The organism is Saccharomonospora iraqiensis subsp. paurometabolica YIM 90007 (genome assembly GCF_000231035.2).
Classification (GTDB): Bacteria; Actinomycetota; Actinomycetes; order Mycobacteriales; family Pseudonocardiaceae; genus Saccharomonospora; species Saccharomonospora paurometabolica.
The window spans coordinates 129,578-132,022 of record NZ_KI912228.1 but is presented as its reverse complement, the minus strand read 5'-3'; the positions used below and the strand labels follow the sequence as shown (position 1 = coordinate 132,022).

General features: G+C 73.2%; 1 protein-coding gene and 1 pseudogene. Both read left to right on the top strand.

The window, feature by feature from the left end:
* Nucleotides 1-1,966: neutral/alkaline ceramidase (locus SACPADRAFT_RS26800; RefSeq protein WP_007027279.1), on the top strand; the 1,966-nt coding region annotated here is incomplete at its 5' end.
* Nucleotides 1,967-2,144: 178 nt separating this feature from the next.
* Nucleotides 2,145-2,445: pseudogene (locus tag SACPADRAFT_RS32625) on the top strand (prenyltransferase); the annotation flags it as partial.

Sequence of the window (2,445 nt, the reverse complement as noted above, 5' to 3'; positions counted from 1 at the left end):
GGCGCCCGACGCGGCGCCGGGGGCCGGGGGCGGCTATCTCGTCGGACGCGGCGTCGCCGACGCCACCGGGGAGATCGCCGAGGTCGGGCTCATGGGTTACGGCAGGCTCGACCAGCAGGCCGAGGGCCTGCACACCCGCCTGCGCGCGCGGTCGTTCGTGATCGCGCACCCGGCCACCGGGGAGCGGGTGGTGCTGGTCGTCGTGGACGCGCCGATGATCTTCTCCAGCGTCCGGCGGGAGGTGCTGCGCCGGCTGGCCGACGAGTACGGCGACCGCTACACCGACCGCAACGTCCTGATCACCGCCACGCACACGCACGCGGGACCGGGCGGCCAGTCGCACCACCTGCTCTACAACCTCACCACGCTGGGCTTCCACGAGAAGACCTTCGACGCCGTCACCGACGGCATCGTCGAGTCGGTGCGCGAGGCGCACGACGACCTCGCACCGTCCGCGTTGCGCCTGACCCACGGCGAGTTGACGAACGCGAGCGCGAACCGCTCCCGCGAAGCGTTCGCCCGCAACCCGGCCGCCGACCGGCGGCACTTCCCCGACGGTATCGACCCGCGGACGTCGCTGCTGCGGATCGAGCGGCGCGGGGAGCCGGTGGGCGCGCTCAACCTCTTCGCCACCCACAACACCAGCATGTCCGGGGACAACCGGCTGGTCAGCGGGGACAACAAGGGCTACGCCGCGCACCACTGGGAACACGACGTGGCCGGGGTGGAGCACGGCGGCACCGACGACGGTCCCCCCGACTTCGTGGCCGCCTTCGCCCAGACCAACGCGGGCGACATGACACCGAACCTGGACCTGACCCCGCCGTCCACCCCGGAGGACGCCGCCCGCACCCGGGAGATCGGGACGCGCCAGTACGAGGCGGCGGCCGCCCAGCTGGACACCCCGGCGGCCCCGGTGCGCGGGCCGGTCGATTCCCGGCTGGTGCACGTCGACCTCTCCGACGTCACGGTGCGGCCGGAGTTCACCGGGGACGGCCGGACCCACCGCACGTGCGCCCCCGCCGTGGGAGCGGCGATGGCCGCGGGCAGCACCGAGGACGGGCCCGCGTTCCCGGGCTTCTCCGAGGGCGAGAACCCGCTGTGGGACCTGGTCTCCGACTCGGTCCTGTACACCGCCTCGCCGGAGTTGAAGGACTGCCAGGCCCCGAAGGACATCGCCGTGCCGATCGGCGCGATGAACGCCGTGTACCCGTGGGTGCAGGAGCGGGTACCGGTCCAGCTCGTGCGGATCGGCGGGCTGTACCTCGTCGGCATTCCTGCCGAGGTGACCGTCACCGCGGGGCTGCGGTTGCGCCGCACGGTCGCCGACATCGTCGGGGCGGATCTGTCCGACGTGCTCGTCGCCGGGTACAGCAACGCCTACGCGCACTACGTCACCACGCCCGAGGAGTACGACGCCCAGCACTACGAGGGCGGCAGCACGCTGTTCGGCCGCTGGCAGCTGCCCGCGCTGCGGCAGACGTCGGCCCGGCTGGCCACGGCACTGCGGGACGGCACGGAGCTCCCGCCCGGCCCGGTCGCACCGGACCTGTCCGACCGGCAGCTCTCCCTGCAACCGCCCGTGGTCCTGGACGCGCCCCCGGCCGGGCACGGGTTCGGGGACGTGCTCACCGCGCCACGTCCGGCCTACCTGCCCGGCGAACGGGTGCGGGTGACGTTCGCCGGGGCACACCCGAACAACGACCTGCACCGGGGCGGGACGTACCTGGAGGTGCAGCGGCGGACCGGAGACGGATGGCGCACCGTCGCCGTCGACGGCGACTGGTCCACCACACTGCGCTGGGCCCGCCGCGGGATCGCCGCGTCGGAGGTCACCGTCACCTGGGACGTGCCCGGGGACGCCGACGGCACCTACCGCATCCGCTACCACGGCGACGCCAAGAACGCCCTCGGCCGGGTGAGCCCGTTCACCGGGACGAGCGGTGAGTTCCGGGTGGTCCCCTGACGACCGCGACGACCTGGAGCGATCTTCCCGCCCCCTGCTCCGAAAGGACGAACATCATGTAGAAGTTTCATGATCGATGCTACGTTCGGTGCCCGTCCGACTACGCTTCCCGATCACCGAGCGGGACGGCCGTGGCCGGAGAAGGACCCGACGGCATCGGCGAGGGGTGGCTGCCCGAATGACAGCGCGTGTGTCCTGGTTGGACGGGGCCGGGGAGACGGTCCGGAACCTGCTGACCGAGATGGCCGACGACCCTTCGGGGGCGTTCGAACCCTCGGTCTACGAGACGGGCCGGATCGTCGCGCACACCCCGTCCCTGGCCGGGCACGAACGGCGGGTGCGTTATTTGCTGGACACCCAGGCCGCCGACGGCCGCTGGGGCGGGCCGGGCGCCTACGACATCGTGCCCACCCTGAGCGCCACCGGTGCCCTGCTCGCCGAGCGGGACCGTCCCGGCGCCCCGGCCACGGTCCGGCGGG